Origin of the sequence: Trichocoleus sp. FACHB-262, from assembly GCF_014696035.1 — a bacterium.
GTDB lineage: Bacteria > Cyanobacteriota > Cyanobacteriia > FACHB-46 > FACHB-46 > Trichocoleus.
Genome location: NZ_JACJPK010000038.1, coordinates 1 through 17391 on the forward strand (window position 1 = coordinate 1; position 17391 = coordinate 17391).

Here is a 17391-nt window from a genome sequence, read left to right on the forward strand (position 1 = left end):
CCGAGGAGTTATGGGATGTGGATTTAGGAGATGCGCGGCGGAATCGGCGGTTAGTGAAGATCGTGGGAGACTTAGGGGCACAGCCGAATGAAAGTGTGCCGCAAGCAAGCCGAGATGAAGCAGCGGTGCAAGGCGTGTATGAATTTTGGGACAACGCGCGGGTGAGTGATAAGGAGATCTTGAGAGCGCATCAACGGCGGACGGTGGAACGAACGGCGGGATACGAGACGGTGTCGGCGATCGAGTGCGATCGCTCTCAAGAATGCTAACTTCTGTGACAATCTTGTCTCCCTGACTGACCTCAATCCCTTACGCCTTCTAACATTCAACCCTTTTTGGCTACGCTCATCTCATTTGTAACGTGATTTCAATTTCTCTTCTAGTTGCGAAACATACAGTCACGACCTTTCACATAAATCCTGTACTTTCGTAAAATTTGCGATCCCAGCCACCTGAGCGGATGAAGCGGCGATCGTCTGAGACCAAACCACGTAAGCACTTGGGCGATTATTCTATCTGTGAAGAAAGATGTGACAATGGATAGAGGGGGAAAGGGAAAGGGGGCGATCGCTCAACCCTATGTCACGTAAACCTCTTTAAAGTTATTCTACTTGTAAAGAAAGATGTGACAATGCATAGCATTTCTAGTTTGGTGAAGGACTACAAGGGGTGGCTACTAAGCTGCAACTCCCCGAACTTAGGACTCCACCAACCTTGGGCTGTATGGAAGTAGACTGCTTCTTTATGTTGGCTATTACCCCTAGCCTGAGCATCGGAGCAACGCAGCAATTGCTTGGCTTGACCTGCTTTTTCGTAAGTATAGGTTTCTAAAGGCTTTTGGCAAATCGGGCAAGGATATTCTGTGAGCTGAGATGGCAGTGAGGATGACGCCTGGGTTTGGTTGCGGGGACGCTCCCACTTGCGACTGCGATCGCTCCAAAATAGCACTACATCTTCACACTCACTGACGCACTTGAGGAAGTACTTTTTCTTGACTTTGCTGCTAGGGATTTTAGCCAAGTAATTTTGACATTGCGGGCAGCGAGTCCGCGACAAGTTCAACACTTTTTCGGGGTGCGGGGCAGGATTTGTCGTTAGATGTGCTGGGATCACTTGTCTCGCTTTTGTCAGCGCCGGCGTGAAGTACTCGCGATTCCAGGTGGTGAGGTAGGTTTGCCAATCTTGTTTTCCGTCAGCAATTTGGTCTAAAGCCTGCTCCATCTGGGCGGTAAATTTAGCTTCTAGCAGATCGGGTAAGGCATCTTGCAAAAAGCCATCCACTTCTAACCCTAAACTGGTGGGTTGCAAATGCCCTTTGACGACCTCCACATACAGCCGTTGCTTCAGTGTCTGGATGGTAGGAGCATAGGTGCTGGGACGACCAATGCCTCTGCGCTCCATCACTTGCACTAGCTTAGGTTCGCTGTAGCGCGGTGGGGGTTGAGTTTGCTTCTGCTCATGTGCTGCCTGTTGCAGCGTCAGGGCTTGCTGAGGAGCTAGCGTGGGTAGCTCGGCATCTGCACTCAGGTTGGGCCAATACTTGCTGTAACCCAAAAACTCGATTACCTGCCCTTTCGCTTGCCAAAATATGGAACCTGATTGAGTGACAATTTGCGTTTGTCGCACTCGAGCGGCCTGGCATTGCGAAGCGATCGCCCGTTTCCAAATCAGCACGTACAAGCCGAAGGCATCCGCAGCCAGCTCGACCCGCAATTCTTTGGAAGGACGATAAACATCTGTCGGTCGAATTGCTTCATGAGCTTCCTGTGCGCCTTTCGCTTTGCGGTGCTGGGTCACCTTTTTCGGCACGTTGTCTGGGTCATGGGCCTCTAACCACTGTCTTGCTTGGGTACAAAACTCAGGGCTGAGGGCAATACTATCGGTTCGCATGTAGGTAATCAGTCCCGCTTCGTAGAGAGATTGCGCCACCTGCATGGTCTTCTCAGGACTGAACCGCAAGCGAGACCCTGCCGATTGTTGCAACGTTGAAGTGATAAAGGGAGGGGGTGGAGTGCGAGTTGCCGTCTTACCTTCCACAGAAACGACGTGATGCGGATTTTGTTGAGCAATTTCGACTAAGCGATCGGCAGCCGCTTGAGAGGTGACGCGATCGGATTCCGGAATTTGCCCTTCTGCTTTTTGGGCCGCATCATCAGGTTGAGCCGTTTCAGTCTTAGCTTCTGTCGGTTGACTGCGGTAATAAGCTCGCAAACCTTCGGCATAATCGACAAACACGCTCCAATAGTCTTGGGGCACAAAGGCTTGGATTTGCCGTTCGCGATCGCAAACGATATGCAATGTCGCACTTTGAACGCGCCCCATACTTTTAGCGCCGTTGTGCAATTGCCAAAGCAAAGGAGAGCCTTTGAACCCGACCAGCTTATCTAGAACCGTGCGGCACAAACCAGAGTTCACTAGATTGAGATCGATCGAGCGGGGTTGGGCGATCGCGGCTCGCACGGCATTCGGGGTGATTTCTGTGTAAACCACTCGTTGAGGCTGTTTGAGATTGAGCGCTTGCTGAATGTGCCAGGCGATCGTTTCTCCCTCGCGATCGTAGTCGGTTGCTAGCACCACAGTTTTAACTTGCTTCACCGCCGATCGCAGTTGTTGAATGGTTTCTTTGCCCCTAGTGCCTCGCGCCATAAAGCGGCACTTTACGGAGTTATGGTCTAGATCGAAGCCTAAAGCATCTTCACCATCATGGGCGAGTTCGCGAATATGCCCCATGCTGGCCTTGACTAGCCAATCTGATCCCAGAATTTGACTCAGCTTTTTGACTTTACCAGGACTTTCAACGATTAGCAGCTTGGTTGCCAAGACAGATTCCCTTTCGCTCACCCAGGAGCAATAACTCCATGTACAATTGTACTATCTGGCATCTAGGAGCTGCACCAAGTTCTTTTCAACATACATTTTCAACATACAAAAGATACAACTCAAAGAACGCATGAAATCCCCCTATCGTTACCAGCCTTAAATCCTTAAACCAGTTGCAATTTCGCTAAGCAGGCAGAGCTTGAGTCAAAATCAGAGCATTGCGTCACTAGAGTCATCCCCTTAAGACAAGACCCTAGCAGTAGAGAAGATGCCGAGGAGCATCTGCCACAACAGCAACATCTGCTCACAAGCTCAGCGCTTCGCAAGATTAACTTATTTAGAACTCATCAGGCTGATACAGGCTGACAGTAGACTAACGGCTACCCTCAGCAGCGGCCTTAGTCAAACTATATTGACCTTTTTTGCCTCGAAACCATTGTCCATCCTTCGCTCCAGTAGAGAGGATATTTAACATGCGATCGCGAGCCTTGTTCCGCACATCTTGAGGAATCTCAGCCGTGAAGATGGCGTTGATCAGATCAGGAACGCTCAAGAGCTGCTTAGGTTGCTGCTGGAAAACCGTAGTAATAGCTACAGGCAACGAAGTCTGACGAAATGGGTCTTGCAAATAATCCTGCCAATTTCTAGATTGCCGGGGTTTCTTGGTGGCCTTGGTCGCTTGACGGCCTCTGGTGGCAGTCGGTTCGGGAGCCGCAGCGGGTTCGGGAGCCGCAGTAGATGCAGCCGTGGCCTCAGGAGTAGCTGTAGGTTTAGGTGCAGCCGTAGCAGGTGGCTTTGATGCAGAGAGAGCAGTGGCTGCTTGAGTAGATGTCGCAGGAGCCGTTGTGGTAGAAAATAGATCAATCACTGTTTTGAGGCTCTGACGCTTCTCCCGCAAGGCCTCTAGTTGTATTGTGATTTCTGCTTCTTGAGTTGCGAGAGTAGCATCTGCTTCCAGGAGATTCGTGAGGATAGCGGTAGGAGAAGTTGAAGAATTAGCCATAGGAAGTGCTGTCTTAGCAATTAGAGTTCAAGAGCATCATACAAAGCTCTGATATTTTCAGGAAGCCTCAAGAGGATAAGTCTTTAGACTTAGTGAGAACTTGTGATCACTGGTAAGAACCTGAACTATAATCACACCAAGTGTTGTGAGGTTTTTAAATGAACAAGGGAGAATTGGTAGATGCAGTCGCTGCAAAAGCCAACGTGACCAAAAAACAAGCTGACGCCATCTTGAGTGCTGTGTTTGACACCATTCAGGAAACGGTCGCTTCAGGTGAAAAGGTCACCCTGATTGGTTTTGGTACTTTTGAACCCAGAGAACGCCAAGCGCGGGAAGGCCGCAATCCTAAGACTGGCGAAACGATGAAGATTCCAGCGACTAAAGTTCCAGCCTTCAGTGCTGGCAAAGTCTTCAAAGACAAGGTTTCTCCAGCCGCTTAAGCGGTTTTCTCAAAGATCAATCACTTGCCTCCTCATTGTAGGAGGCTTTTTCGTCCCAGTACTCCTGCTCTAACAGCTAGTTAAAGGAAGCATGGAAGTGGTGATGTCATTAGTGGACATTGGGGTTAATCTGACCAACGCTGCCTTCGATCACGATCGCCCACTCGTCATTGAGCGAGCGATCGCCGCAGGAGTTGGCACTATGATCCTCACAGGCACTACCGTAGATACCAGCCAGGCAGCTCAAGTTCTAGCCAGGCACTATCCAGGCACTTTGTACTCAACCGCAGGGGTGCATCCTCATGATGTGCGCCACTGTGATGCAGCCACCGTTAGCCACTTACGAGAGCTAAGCAGTCATCCAGAAGTGGTTGCGATCGGTGAATGTGGGCTGGACTATAACCGTGATTATTCACCCCGCCCCGAACAAGAATACTGGTTTGAAGCCCAGCTTCAACTCGCTTGCGAACTAAAGCTACCCCTCTTTCTCCATGAACGAGATGCCCATCAACGCTTCTTGGAAATTCTCCAGCCGTACCGTAGCCAACTAACCGCAGCCGTAGTGCATTGTTTCACGGGCAACGCAGAAGAACTAAAAGCTTATCTAGACTGGGATTTACACATTGGCATCACTGGCTGGATCTGTGATGAGCGGCGGGGTTTACATCTGCAAGAGTTAGTAGCCCAAATTCCCTTAGATCGATTGATGCTAGAAACAGATGCACCTTACTTAACCCCTAGAACGCTGCGCCCTAAACCTAAGGGGGGACGGAATGAGCCTGCCTTTTTACCCCAGGTTTTGCAGACTGTAGCCAGCGCGATCGCCAAACCCGTTGAGGAAGTCGCTCAAGCTACCACAGCAACCGCTCACCAGTTTTTCCAGCTACCATCTGACAAAAATAATTCCGGTTAGCCGTTTCTTACCGTAGGGCGTCGCTTTGCTGCTGGAAAGGAATCTCAATGACAAATTGGGTGCCTTGTCCCGGAATGGAGATACAATCCAGCGAGCCACCGTGGTTCTCGGTGATAATTTGGTAGCTAATAGACATGCCCATGCCCGTTCCCTTGCCCACTGGTTTGGTTGTGAAGAAGGGATCAAAGATTCGCTGCTTTACTTCTGGTGGCATACCTGGACCATTGTCAGAGATCTTGATCACCACTCGATTGTTGCGGTTGAGGTGGGTGCTGATGTGGATATGCCTCGGTGACGCTACCAACTCTTGTCCGCTGGGTTGATTGTTTTGCTCCAAAGCATCGATCGCATTCGTCAGCACATTCATGAACACTTGGTTGAGCTGTCCTGCGTAGCACTCCACCAACGGCAAGTTGCCATATTCTTTAGTTACGGCGATCGCGGGGTGTTCTGGCTTAGCTTTGAGGCGATTCTCCAAAATAATCAGGGTACTATCAATTCCTTGGTGGATGTCAACCGCTTTAAATTCGGCTTCATCCAGGCGAGAGAAGTTGCGGAGCGAAAGCACAATCTGTCGAATCCGCTCGGCCCCCATCTGCATAGAAGACATCAACTTGGGTAAATCTGCCCTGAGAAACTCTAGATCCATTGCCTCTGCCTCAACCGCGATCGCAGCAACTGGCTGAGGGTAGTGCTCTTGATACAAACTAATCAGGTTTAGTAGCTCCTGAGTGTAATCATGAGCAGGAGCTAGATTGCCATAGATAAAATTGACGGGATTGTTGATTTCATGCGCCACACCTGCCACCAGTTGTCCAAGGCTCGACATCTTCTCACTTTGAATCAACCGTGACTGAGTTTGTTGCAATTCTTGCAGAGCACTTTCCAAATCTTGAGTTTGCTGACGCAATGTTGCAATCACCTGTTGCAGCTGATTAGTTCGCTCCTCCACTTGCTGTTCTAGATTGCGATTATTTTCAGCCAGCAAGTTTTCTGTGGTTTGGAGGGCGGCATTCTTGGCTTCTAGTTCTTGGGTATAGGCTTCTAGGGTTTGCAACAAGCTGCGGTTTTCATCAAAAATTCGAGAAATTCTCTCAAACCAAGGTTGCCAACTTCTAGGGATATCTAATTTTTTAGAGATGAATGCTTGACCAGATCCTTGGCTGGCAGTTTCAATATGTTCTACCAATTTGCGAGCAGGCTCAATGAAATCTCGGCGTGTCAGATGACTCGCGGCTACGAGAATTAAACCTAGTCCAGGGAGAAGCACTAGAAATAGCCAACTCGTCCCAGACAAAGCCTTCAAAACGATCGCTTGCTGAGGTATCCAGAGAACTAACTGCCAGGGAGCATTGGTTAAGGGATGATGCAAAACTAAGTAGGAATCAACAGCGTTAACTTGATCCGCTGGAGCTTGTAAGATTTGCTTTAATTGGCTTTGGAGCTTGAGTGGCAATGCTACTTGAGCTGGTTTCACGTCCTTATCTGTAGAGCGAACTAGATAGGGGTGAGCCAACAACTGATCGTATTGGTTAATTACAAATAAATTCGCTTGGCGATCGCGCTGAGTTTCCGCGTTTTTAATAAAATCGTTCAGGACATCTAGGGTGAAATCTAAAGCGACGGTTCCGAGAAAAGTATCTTTGTCATAGATAGGCTCGGCAACTGTCACCATCAAGCCTTTACCGGCTGTATCTGTATAGGCGCGGGTCCAGAAACGCTGACGTTGGGGATTATTTTCGGGTAATCCTAGCCTGTAAAAATCTTGGTTGTAATCACTCTCTACAAACAAATGATCTTTGCTGGACACCCAAGGATAAAGACTCTGAAACTTATTTTTCGACAGGTAATACACCCAAGCCAGATTGGGTATATTTTTTTTGGATGATTGAAAAAGAGCATTGAGCGCGATCGCCATCTCCACATCTCGCTTGACCTCTGGTGACATCTGCTCTAACGAGCCTTTGCCGCTCAAGCCTGCTACCATCTCCTCGGTAAAAGGAAGCTGGATACGATCCAGAGCGTAGTGGTCTTTACCGGGCAAATTTTCTAGTTGAGAGAAGAGTTTGGAAGATGGCTCACCTAGAGCATGAGTTGCTAGATGGAATTCTGCCTCGGTGTTCAGGGCACTAATATGGTCAGAGGCCCCTTTAACCATATAGTTGAGGCTTGATGCTTCTTCTAAAAACTTGGTTTGCAACTGTGCAACTTCATTCTGATAACGAGAACGAAATTGTAAGTAAAATAGCCCGCATGAGACGACAGTGACTAACGAAAAGGTAGCCAGGATAATCCGGTTATATCCTCCGAAGAAATTCGCGCTCGGATGCTGGACTCGGATACTCTGCGGCATAGGTTAAAGTCACTACTTTCATACATTAGCCTGCCCATTTGCAGAGTACTAATATTTGCAGTGAGATAACTTCAGCCATTTCATTTAACAAACTAAGTAATCTAAGCAACTAAACCAACAGTTGGATTGGCGCTACGCCTTGGCGTAACTGATGCTGGCGTTTGACCCAAGAGTATCGCACCAAGGGGCCGAGAAAAGGTGCAAACTGGCTAGCTCCCCAACGCAGAAATGCACTATGTTCTAGGAGATCGGCTTGGGCCGCTTCTTGGCGCTGAAGTTGCTGCACGCGGATAATTTCTGGTTCGCGATCCGCCTGAATTCTTGGCAACGCTGCGTCAATAGCTGCGGGTAATGCCCCTTGCTGTAGTAACGGCACCAGATGATTTGCAGTCACTAGGACATCACGCAAAGCCATGTTGATGCCTTGGGCGCGAATCGGAGACATAGGATGAGCTGCATCCCCCAGGAGCAATAGCCCTGGAACAGACCATTGGGGGCAGCGTCCCGCGACCACCGACAGTAGAATCGGGCCTTCTAAGGTCGCGGCGTTTTGGCGAAAATGCTCAGCCAGCCAATCTGGAGAAGTGGCGGCTAGTCGCTCAGCCCAATTTACCTGCTGCCAATCTTTTGCTTCAGATGGACGCAAAGCCCAGCCCACCTGAAGCTCGCCTTCAGAACTACGAAATAAACCTAAAGCATCACGATCTTGCAAAATCGAGTAAAAAACATTTTCGGACTTAAATCGAGGATGATCGGGCAGTTTGAACCAAAGAATATCAAAACTTTGAGACTGTTGTTCTAAAGCTAAGCGCGATCGCTGGCGAACAACAGAATTGCGACCATCCGTGCCAATCACCAAGTCTGCACTTAGCTCCCGACCATCGCTAAGCTTGATCCCTGCCACTCGTTGCTCATGCCACAACAAGTCTTGCACCGGGGTTCCCTGTACCAGCTCAAAGCCAGAATAAGCCCTTGCTTGCTCAATGAGCGCCTCTAGCAAAGCCGTTTGCGAAACTAGGGTGCAAGGTTTACCACCCGGTTCGATCGGTTCTGCAACTCGAAACAGAGATCGCTGGTTGAGCCAAAATTCCCAGGCATCCAAAGCGCGGTGAGGAATGCGATCGAGCAGAGCGGATAAGCCCATTTGCTCTAGGGCATCCAACCCGCTCGGCATCAGCCCCTCACCCCGAAAGGTGCGGCCAAAGGTGGGAGAAGCTTCCACGAGCTGGACTGAGATACCCCGTTGCCCTAAAAGGAGAGCAAGTGCTGCCCCCGCTGGCCCCGCCCCTACAATTACTACCTGAGTCATGACTGAGAAGCGTTGATGGAACTTTGTAGCCTCATCTTCTCATGCAGCACAGCCTTGAAACCTAATCCCCAGCCTCTTTCCTCAAGGAAAGGGAAGCCAGATCCATAGAATTTATTTACAGCTTATTTACAGCCAATGGGTAGCTCGATTGGCTTGATGCCTAGAAACCAATAATCGGCTTGTTGCTTCAGCTGTTGCCAAACGTGTCCGAGGGGGCGGCTTTGCGGTTCTTGCAGCCAGAACAATGGCAATAATGCCACCAATCGTAGTCCACTAGAAACCACAAACAATTCTGTGATGCCATTGGAGCCTGCGGATTGGGCTAGCCAACCGCCAACCATTGCTCCCATTGCGCCACAGACTCCACCGATCGCGGCAGTGATGGCAAAGTAGGTGGTGTGATGACGTACTGGAGCGATCGCTAACTGCAAATTATTAATGCAAAGGTCGATCGCGGCTCCTGCCCCACCTCCCAACAGGTGTAGAACGGGAAACCAAAACCAGAGTGACACTGCATTGGTGCTAGTGCCCAACCAAAGCAGAGGAATAATGGCGACTAACACCCCATCTAGCAACAGGATCGGACGGTTGCCAATACGATCGGCCAATTTACCCCAAAGCACCAGCATCAGTAATGTCGCGCCTGCACCGAGACCATTGTAGAGCGTTACCCAGCTCACGTCTATGGATAGGTTATCCAGCAAATACAGATTAAAGAAGGGATTGCAGAGATTCACCCCAAAGGCCCACACCCCAAAGTAAATCAAAAACATCAAGAAATGAGGATGCTTAAACATGCTGGTATGAGCTGCTTCCGAGCCAGAGAAGGCAGCAGTGGCATCAGCAGTAGGCTTTGATTTAGGTTCTGGAGCAGTCAAGCGAGCTTGCGGATTCACATCCGTCATCCGCGACTGACAAGCTAAGCTGAGCAGCCCTGCCACAATACCCACCAGCATGAACACACCGAAGCCTTGAATACTACCTCCCGGAAAGTGCGAAACTGCCAGCCCTAACAATGGCATGGCCACCAAGCTAGTCAAGCTAAAGGCACTGTTACGAAAGCCAAAGTAGCGTCCCCGTAGCTGTCGAGGCACCAATAACGCTAACCAAGCTAGCCAAGAGGCACTACCAAGCGCACCTAACACGTGAGTCGCTAGCAAGGCAGCCAGCGTGGCAATGATCATCGTCTGGTTGCTGGTAGAGTTGGCATTAAAAACCAGAATCGCGATCGCCAGCGGCAACCACAGCAAACGAGAAATTCCGTAGACACAGAGGCCATACCATCGACGGCTAGAGGTGCGATCGGCCCAATAGGCACCTAAGGGTTGCAGCAAGTTTGCCACCATCGGGATCGAGGCCAGCATGCCAATTTGCACCGTGCTGGCATCTAGCTCTACAAGAAAATTACTGAGTAACACACCTCCAGTGATGTTGCTGAAGAGCGTGGCAAACACCCCATCCCAGGTAGAAGCCCGGAGGCTAGAACGAATCGCAGCTTTAGGAACTTTCGCAGCAACTTCTGTCGCCAAAGGCTGAGACAAAGAAGTTTCTACAGCGGCGATCGATTCCGAAATCACTTCGCCCAGAGAAAAGATGGTTTCCTCAGTTAAATAATTCGTCACCCAGTTTCATCCTTAGAGCTGTCGGCCTAGATCGGTCGGGAGCAGCATTCAACGCTTGCAATCCCCAGTGTTCCCAGGATGATGGGCCGAAAGATAAATCCAGGCTTACTGTAGATTTCTATGGTGGCTCAGGCGATGGGTAGCCATCCATGTTAGGAGACTAAAACATAGTTAGTAGCAAGCAAAGAATTTTGTCATAATTAATACAGAAATAAAATCGTTCATCTCCACCTGCCTTGAGGTATGCTCGACTGAAATCTAAGTGAGATTTAAGTAGGAGACGGAAGTAGGGTTTAGCCCGAAGGAACGCGCTTCATTTTGTCAGGCCAATTGGATGGAGCGTTGCTATGAAAAGTCAGTGGCAAAATTATCGCGATTTAGAACTAATTGCTAATCTGAGATCCCAGCAGCAACCCCAGCATTTACCCTTTAGCGATCGCCTGGATCGCATTTGGCGATCGCTGGTAGACACTGGGATCAAGACATTTTCTGACCAGCAACAAACAGAACACTTGGGTCGCTGCTGGACATTGGCTGCTCCTCAGGAACAGCCTACCAATCCTTTTAATATTTGCCGTTTGCTCTGGCTCAACGTTAGACAAGTTTTAACCAACTCACTGATCATGTCTGAAGAGCCAGAGATACAAGAAGTCAGCGATCGCGATGGGTCTCATGGGTGGTCGGTTACCCATCCTAGAACAGGCCAGAAGACCTACCTGCAATCTGAGGATGAAGTGCGAGTTTGGTTAGAGGAACGCTTCTACCGCTAATTCTGCCGCAAATTCTACCCACACTCAAAATCCGCCCAGACCTCACCCAGGCTGGACGGATAGAGAGGAGAATTAGTTAGGTCCAATAAAGGATTCGGGCTTTGGGAAAGCGCTGAGCAAGCTCACGCTCGAAAAACTGGCGGAGAGCCTTCATCGTATCGGAGTCGTAGACGTACTTAATGCCACCGAACTTATTGCGCTTGACGCTGCGAGTGGATTCGTCTAGATCTAGCTTGCTTTGGGGATACCACTGCTGCAACACCTCTTTAGAGCCAGGAGTGAAGCGGTGAGAGATCAGCTCAAACGTCAAGTCACAGTCAAAATCTAAAGCTGCACTGATGTCATCGAGTAGTTGGGTGTAATGCTGCTGCCAATCCTCGATCGGCATAATCGGAGCGATCACCAAACCAATCGGATAACCACCGCCACCCTGCCCCCGTGGCAAGGCCAATCGTCGCAAGGCACCCAACCGAGCCTGTACCGAAGCCGTACCCCCCTCAAAGCGACCAGAGACCGGTGCTGCATTCACACTGGCTCGACAGCGGGTGTGCCCATTGTGAGGTAAGTCTAACAAGCTCTCCACCGCATCGAACTTAGAGACCCAGCGCAGATAACCATCTTTGCGAGTGCCAAAGTAGCGGATACACTCGGCTAAACTGCCTGTGAGGTGCTCAATTCCTAGCGGATCGGTATAGCAGCTAACCTCAAAGCTGGTCGCCTGACCTGCACGTTCGTAAGTAGCCAGATTGTCTAGAATCTGGGGCAAGTTAGCGTAAGCCCGAATTACTGGCGGCCCCTGAAGGCTACCCGCCAAGTAGCAGTACTGACAGTGAGCAGGACAGCCTTCGGCTAAGTGAAACTGCCAATCTGCCGAAGGGGGAATGGGGCTGAGCTTAAATTGGCTCGGCGGTGCTGTCACTACAGCCAAAGTCCGCTTGGCAATGTCATAGGTTTCGCGCTCTGTCTCTCCGCGCAAATTGGTTAAGCGATTGCGTGGTAACTCCTCAACAGGCAAGTTGAGCGATCGCACCCGCTCCAGAATTCGCTGGCCCCACGGCTCCTCTAAAGCTGCTGGTGTGAATAGAACCCGATCTGGCATCCATAAGCGGGTCTTAACATTGCCCAAGCCTGATGGACTTGTAGGAGCAGAAGTAGAGCTAGCAACCGTTGTAGGTAAAGACAAAATCGGTTCTCCACACTGAAACTCTCTCTATTATGATTGGATTCCCACAAGGCGGAAACGTAAATAAGGAGCGGATTTCAACCTGTTTGGAGTAGGGTTTGTACGCTGCGGTAAACCACACACAACATACTTTTAGCGCTTCATTACTAAAGCCTGGATAAAGGTGGTTTATCCAGGTGCAACGGGACCGAGAATCAAGCTTCGTTTGTGCACTCTAGCAATTTCTTGCGCCAAACCCAAGCCTAAATCTATCCTTTCCACTTTACAAGTCCGAGCAGGCTCAGCCCGATGAAAACGGTCAAGAATTCGATCGCGTAGGGAGATTGTATTTAATAGACCTGTTGCTCAATGCGATCGCCATTGATTTGAGAGGACATGATGAATCAGAAAAAGTCCCTTACGGGTATCGTATCTCAGCAGTTTGCTTAGGCTCCACCGTCCTGATTTTGAAGAACTACAGTCAAACTGTAAATGCAGTCAGAGACTAGTAAGCGTAAGATTGGTAAATCTCTGTAGCAGGCTTGGCTTCTAAGGTTTCGACCACCGGATTGAACCTTAACAGATGACGAGCGCGATCCGAGAGCGTTTCTAAAGCTGCACGAGGTACTTGAATTGAAACCTCAGGTCGGAACAGCCAACGGCGGCCATAACCAATCACCACCATAGGACGGGGAATGTCGGTGCGGTTGGGAGTGCCTCGGTGTAATCCTCGCACATCTCGGATCATCACATCCCCCACGTTCAAAGTGATGGGTTCTAGCTCGACTTCTCCCGATTCCAATCGGCGGAGTCCTTCTTCTTTGGTGAGCAGGTGAGTTCCCCGTGCCACTTCAAAGGGTCCATTTTCCAGGATGACATCGACGAGAGGAAAGTTGATGGCTAGTTGAAAGGGCGGAGTTTCCTGAGCCATCTCTGGAAACAAGGGGGGTGCATCTCGATGAATGGCTTGATAGTCTGACCCGAGCATGGGGGTATCGGTTGCCAACTGACACATCACCGCATCTGGCCCCACTAGCCCTGCCGCGATCGCCAAGATCGTGTCATCTTCGTAAATGCTGGGGTCGGCAAAAGGAGCTTGAAACGGGAGGGTGACATAGTAGCGAGCAGCCCCTCGATTTTGCAAATCTCCTTCGCGGGCAATGTGTTCTTCCAGCAAAGGAGTAAAGGCTTGATGCCAGCTTCTCAATGTATCTGGAGAAAAGTGCTGCCGCAGGATGCAAAAGCCGTCCTGGAGAACGGCTTGAGTCAATGCCTGAATGTCTTGTTGGCTAGTGTGTTCCTGGTTATGGAGGGCTGTCATAGAAATTGCGATCGCAGACAAAAACTTCTCGATCTTAAGCAGCCCTCATTTTTTCGTCATTAAGAGTTATAAATTGTAGCTATAAGCACCAAGTTAGAGCGACCTAGTTCATCCGCCGTTGCAATCGCTGCAAGGATAGTTACTTGAACAGCGGAATCACCCAGGCAGCCATCAAGCTGAGCAGGATCGCCATTTCTAGCCCAGCTAGAGGGTGGGACAATGAGCACCAATGCAACCAGGTACCTTGGCGAACCCCAAACCACCACTGGGACAGGTGGCTAGCCCACAGTTTCGGGCTATCTGGCTCCCGAAACTCCCAGTGGAGCATGGACCGCAATAGGAGCACTCCACCCACTTTGGCATTCATCAACAGGTGCAGCGCGATCGCCACCACCATGATTACCCAGGCGATTAAGTGAGCATAGTACCAAGCATGATTTAATTCCCCCTTGGGCAACCAGGTTTCATCCATCATCTTGCCGCTGAACAGGGCGAACGTTAAGGCCAAAAGGGCAAAGGTATTGGTCAAACGATTTAAGGTATACCACCCAATGGGTTTACCAATTTGAGCTAATTTAGCCAAGGAATCGAGTTGAACGAGCCGCTGCTGCCCGCGATGAAAGGCGTAAAGCACAAACGCCGGGAATACCAATAAGGTATATAACCCAAAGGTGCCATGTATTCCTTCAATCTCTCGGTAAGAGGGTAATGGAAGTCTTCCCCAGCGGCCATCATAGGTGTTGTAAGTCCAGAAGGCTGTTAGGATTGCAACCACGAGAAATAGGCCCGTGAGGCCATGTAACAAGCGCAGGAGCAGAGGTTGATAAGGTTGAGTCGATTTCATAGAGAGCCAGGAGTAGCGAGTCGGCTGGTAGCACTAATCTAGACCCGCAAGGAATGAGTAGACGCAAGCCAGCCCAACAATGTAGGCAATCCGCGCGGTCTGAATTGCTTTGTGCAAGCACAGGCAGATGCTGACGAGCGGGCACTCTCCGAGATGAAGAGTGGTCAGAAGCGATCGCCCTAGTATGATACATTTTCCTACAATTCGATGGGTTAGAGCTTAGTACAGCCTCCCAGCACTAATCGATCAAGAGCGTCGCGGGAATTCAGGCCTACCTGAGTCACCTCGTTCTCAGGCCACGACTGACCGAGGGCGCTGAAGCAGCCTTAAGCGTCGAGGAACACTCCGGGTATGAAATTTTCGGTTCCCCAAACGATATGAAGCTCGCTTTTTCAAAGCGAACGGGACCGCAAGATACTCCGTCTCCTGATAGAAAAACTAGGTAGCATTCCCTTCAAAACCACTGCTGAACCACTCTACCTGTTCCCGCAACACAGGGCGCTGCAATACCACCTTTGCCGCTAATGCGTAGGTCGTCACTGCTCGCTCGTGGCCACTCGTCTCATACCCCTCAACCTCAACCTCTTGGACATAAAAAGGCTGAACTATTTCCCATCGGCAGAGTTCTCCCAGGTCAACTGGAATTCGCATCACGGCCTGCGCATTGGGATAAGCCCACAGTTGATCGCCGATTACAGTTGGCTCAATCCATGTCTTGCTTAGTTCCTGAAGCGAGCGATCGCAAGGAGTATTGTGCTCATCTGCCCAGACTCGCAAAATTTGATTGGCTTGCTCAATCACGGAGATTGCAGGTCCAGCCCCAGACTGCCGCAACGCAAGCTGAATATCGAAACAAGGCAGAGGGATCAAAAAATCGGGCTCATCGCTCTCGCAAGTATAATTGCCTGAATATTTCTCATCTATAGTTGCAGAAAAGACTCCTGGTAGCTCTTGAAACCGTTGCAGTAAGTCAAGCATCATTAACCTCGCGACGATCGCAGTTTGTGAAGTGTCAACCTGGGTGAACAGAGGCGATCGCGCTGCAACCTTCCATATACCAATTAGGAGGATTGCATTTCAGGGAGAGAGAGACAAAGGAGAGGATATAAATGCTGACTAGAGAGTAGAACTGGCAGAGACAGGCACTCCTCGCATTAGAGAAGCCCAGAGCTGGAACGTCCGTCGCGGTGCTCGTGTCATCACTAGGGCTTGCTGAACCGCCAGCGGTGCGTGGTCTAAGCACTCCTCCAGTTGGGTCACAGTTGTAGGCGATGTTTGTTGTCGAGTCACCCAATCCTCAAAGTCAATGGGCAACCGCCACTGTTTGAGCACCTCAAAATTCATCCCGACTGAAGCAATTGCAGAGTGCCATTGAGAGAGTTGCCACTCCCAGTAGTGGGAGGGATCTCGCCACTGTTCAATGCGGTTGACGAAGTGAGCTAATTCGGGATCTTCGGGCGAAATCACATCCACGGCTAAAAACTGTCCCTGAGGCTTCAAGACTCGGTGAATTTCTGCCAAGGCAGGTTCGAGCGCCCGAAAGTGATGAGCGACAAAGCGGCAGGTGACTAAATCAAACTGTTGCTCCACAAACGGGAGGGCGGTGGCGATCGCAGACTGAAAACAAACATTGCTCAGCCTGCGATCGCTCAAATTGCGCTCTGCTTCCGCCAACATGCCAGCGCTGAGATCGATGCCTATTACTTGCTGCACGAAAGGAGCCAAGGCAAAAGCCGTGTGTCCTGCCCCACAGCCCACATCTAGTACCTGCCAATCAGAACTCGGGTGAGCGACTTCCACGAGCCACTGCAAGTCTTGGCCGCGCCTAAACAGCGGTGCTGTACTGTAGGCTGAGGCCGTCCGGTCAAACTGTTGCCGCGTGACTTCTTCTTGGTTCATCGTGCAGAGAGGGCTGAGGGGTGTTTCAGCTATTTTGCCATTTGTTCAATTCACACCCCGACGTTAAAGGAGCTAGTAAGCCTTTAGTAGGAGGATGTTGCGAGGATAGACCTTGCGATCGCCACCCCGATTTGAGTGAGATCAAAGCGGCGTGATTACCAAGGTAATACTTCTCCATTGGCGTGCCAGAACGTGCCTGTGTTCTCCAGCGTCAACTGATCGATTCGAGTTAATAACCCCTGCACAGACTCCTCCGGTGTGATGCCACTGGACGTAAAATTCGTCATGCGGGTTTGCACCAGGCCAGGATGCAGAATCGCTACAGCAATGCCACGAGGTTTGAGGTCGTGAGCCAGGGATTTGCCTGCCATCGACAACGCCACCTTTGACATGCGGTAGCCATAGGAACTGCCTGAGGTGTTGTCCGCGATCGAACCCATGCGGCTGGTCATCAACACAATCTTGGAACCCCCTTGCAGGTGCGGTAGCAGTGCCTGTGTGACTCGGAGAGGTCCTAGCGCATTCACCTCGAACTGTTCTCGGATGCTGTCGAAGTCGAGGTTGTCCAACGTTACGCGCTGAATGATGCCCGCATTGTGAATCAAAACATCGATGACTCCGTCACCCAGGCACTTTGGTAACTCTGCCACAGAAGCGTCTGAGGTAATGTCAATGCCCGCCTCCACTTGCACCCCAAGCTGCTGTAATGCCTCAGAGGTGCTGCGACAGACGGCAATGACGCGATCGCCGCGAGCGTCCAGTTGCCGACAGTACTCATAGCCAATGCCCCGATTTGCCCCTGTGACGAGATAAGTTGCCATGTAATACCAATTCTTCAAAGGTAGACGACAGATGCTATAAAACTTGAGGTGGGTTTAATCGTAGAGTATGGCAGGGGTTTACAAACTAGAGATACAAGAGAGTGAAGAGGATCT

At 50.3% G+C, this 17391-nt stretch carries 16 protein-coding genes and 1 riboswitch; of the genes, 5 read left to right on the top strand and 11 right to left on the bottom strand.

Going from position 1 to position 17391, the window contains the following annotated elements:
- A partial coding sequence (locus tag H6F68_RS08515; protein ID WP_190558135.1) for a transposase occupies positions 1-269 on the top strand: 269 nt, incomplete at its 5' end.
- Between the two features lie 391 nt (positions 270-660).
- On the opposite strand, the gene topA is transcribed toward H6F68_RS08515, so the two are convergent.
- The gene (gene topA, locus H6F68_RS08520) at positions 661-2820 is read right to left on the bottom strand and encodes a type I DNA topoisomerase (RefSeq protein WP_190558137.1); all 2160 of its coding nucleotides are present in this window, start codon (positions 2818-2820) and stop codon (positions 661-663) included.
- A 373-nt stretch (positions 2821-3193) separates the two neighbouring features.
- Complete coding sequence (locus H6F68_RS08525; RefSeq protein ID WP_190558139.1) at positions 3194-3823, bottom strand: hypothetical protein; 630 nt, start codon at positions 3821-3823, stop codon at positions 3194-3196.
- A 158-nt stretch (positions 3824-3981) separates the two neighbouring features.
- On the opposite strand from H6F68_RS08525, the gene H6F68_RS08530 reads away from it, so the two are divergent.
- Together H6F68_RS08530 and H6F68_RS08535 are read left to right on the top strand one after the other, a co-directional pair.
- Positions 3982-4263 carry an HU family DNA-binding protein gene (locus tag H6F68_RS08530; RefSeq protein ID WP_190558141.1) on the top strand — a complete coding sequence of 94 codons (282 nt, stop codon included), beginning with the start codon at positions 3982-3984 and terminating at the stop codon, positions 4261-4263.
- Between the two features lie 103 nt (positions 4264-4366).
- Positions 4367-5176, top strand: a complete 810-nt coding sequence (locus H6F68_RS08535; RefSeq protein WP_190558143.1) for a TatD family hydrolase — start codon at positions 4367-4369, stop codon at positions 5174-5176.
- A gap of 7 nt (positions 5177-5183) precedes the next feature.
- Here H6F68_RS08535 and H6F68_RS28425 read toward each other — a convergent pair whose 3' ends face one another.
- The 3 genes from H6F68_RS28425 to H6F68_RS08550 all read right to left on the bottom strand — a co-directional run bounded on the left by H6F68_RS28425 (position 5184) and on the right by H6F68_RS08550 (position 10460).
- Positions 5184-7529 carry an ATP-binding protein gene (locus tag H6F68_RS28425; protein ID WP_199299987.1) on the bottom strand — a complete coding sequence of 782 codons (2346 nt, stop codon included), beginning with the start codon at positions 7527-7529 and terminating at the stop codon, positions 5184-5186.
- 109 nt (positions 7530-7638) lie between these two features.
- Positions 7639-8838 carry an FAD-dependent oxidoreductase gene (locus H6F68_RS08545; RefSeq protein WP_190558145.1) on the bottom strand — a complete coding sequence of 400 codons (1200 nt, stop codon included), beginning with the start codon at positions 8836-8838 and terminating at the stop codon, positions 7639-7641.
- 122 nt (positions 8839-8960) lie between these two features.
- The gene (locus H6F68_RS08550) at positions 8961-10460 is read right to left on the bottom strand and encodes an MFS transporter (protein WP_199299988.1); all 1500 of its coding nucleotides are present in this window, start codon (positions 10458-10460) and stop codon (positions 8961-8963) included.
- A gap of 216 nt (positions 10461-10676) precedes the next feature.
- Positions 10677-10773, top strand: a riboswitch (Glutamine riboswitch).
- Positions 10774-10807: 34 nt separating this feature from the next.
- Between H6F68_RS08550 and H6F68_RS08555 the strand changes: the two genes are divergently transcribed.
- Positions 10808-11230 (top strand): hypothetical protein, encoded by a 423-nt coding sequence (locus tag H6F68_RS08555; RefSeq protein WP_190558147.1) that lies wholly within the window; start codon positions 10808-10810, stop codon positions 11228-11230.
- 76 nt (positions 11231-11306) lie between these two features.
- On the opposite strand, the gene H6F68_RS08560 is transcribed toward H6F68_RS08555, so the two are convergent.
- The 3 genes from H6F68_RS08560 to H6F68_RS08570 form a co-directional block, all read right to left on the bottom strand.
- Complete coding sequence (locus tag H6F68_RS08560) at positions 11307-12413, bottom strand: spore photoproduct lyase family protein (RefSeq protein WP_242065417.1); 1107 nt, start codon at positions 12411-12413, stop codon at positions 11307-11309.
- A 484-nt stretch (positions 12414-12897) separates the two neighbouring features.
- Positions 12898-13713: a phytanoyl-CoA dioxygenase family protein gene (locus tag H6F68_RS08565; protein ID WP_190558149.1), complete on the bottom strand. Its 816-nt coding sequence runs from the start codon at positions 13711-13713 to the stop codon at positions 12898-12900.
- A 139-nt stretch (positions 13714-13852) separates the two neighbouring features.
- Positions 13853-14557 (bottom strand): cytochrome b/b6 domain-containing protein, encoded by a 705-nt coding sequence (locus H6F68_RS08570; RefSeq protein ID WP_190558151.1) that lies wholly within the window; start codon positions 14555-14557, stop codon positions 13853-13855.
- 245 nt (positions 14558-14802) lie between these two features.
- Here H6F68_RS08570 and H6F68_RS29770 point away from each other — a divergent pair, with 245 nt between their 5' ends.
- Positions 14803-15003 (top strand): DUF1810 family protein, encoded by a 201-nt coding sequence (locus H6F68_RS29770; RefSeq protein WP_190558165.1) that lies wholly within the window; start codon positions 14803-14805, stop codon positions 15001-15003.
- Here H6F68_RS29770 and H6F68_RS08580 read toward each other — a convergent pair.
- The 3 genes from H6F68_RS08580 to H6F68_RS08590 form a co-directional block, all read right to left on the bottom strand.
- On the bottom strand, positions 14996-15538 hold the full coding sequence (locus H6F68_RS08580) for a hypothetical protein (protein ID WP_190558153.1): 543 nt from the start codon (positions 15536-15538) through the stop codon (positions 14996-14998). The genes H6F68_RS29770 and H6F68_RS08580 overlap by 8 nt on opposite strands.
- 135 nt (positions 15539-15673) lie before the next feature.
- Positions 15674-16456 carry a class I SAM-dependent methyltransferase gene (locus H6F68_RS08585; protein WP_190558155.1) on the bottom strand — a complete coding sequence of 261 codons (783 nt, stop codon included), beginning with the start codon at positions 16454-16456 and terminating at the stop codon, positions 15674-15676.
- Positions 16457-16611: 155 nt separating this feature from the next.
- The gene (locus tag H6F68_RS08590; protein ID WP_190558157.1) at positions 16612-17277 is read right to left on the bottom strand and encodes an SDR family oxidoreductase; all 666 of its coding nucleotides are present in this window, start codon (positions 17275-17277) and stop codon (positions 16612-16614) included.
- Between the last annotated feature and the right edge of the window lie 114 nt (positions 17278-17391).